This window comes from Psychrobacter proteolyticus, assembly GCF_038155145.1.
Taxonomy (GTDB): domain Bacteria; phylum Pseudomonadota; class Gammaproteobacteria; order Pseudomonadales; family Moraxellaceae; genus Psychrobacter; species Psychrobacter proteolyticus_B.
Genome location: NZ_JBAKAY010000101.1, coordinates 1 through 226, shown reverse-complemented (window position 1 = coordinate 226; position 226 = coordinate 1). Strand labels below are relative to the sequence as shown.

At 44.2% G+C, this 226-nt stretch carries 1 protein-coding gene; it reads left to right on the top strand.

The annotated features are described in order from the left end of the window. Nucleotides 1–83: 83 nt before the first annotated feature. The coding region (locus V6252_RS13130; protein ID WP_341610741.1) for a DUF423 domain-containing protein at nucleotides 84–226 on the top strand (143 nt) is incomplete at its 3' end.

Genomic DNA, 226 nt, shown 5'->3' with positions numbered 1-226 from the left:
ACAAGATTCGAGATTCGATGACGATTGATAGTTTGATTCTGCCAAATGATATCCAGTAGCCTTAAGATGATACGAGATGTTCAATGTTAAATTGGATCGGTATTGCCGCAATTAATATGGCTATTGCTGATGCTCTGGGCGCGTTTGGTGCGCATGGTTTAGCAGGCCGCCTCAGCATCCAACAGCTTGAATGGTGGCATACGGCAACGCAGTATTTGTTAGTACA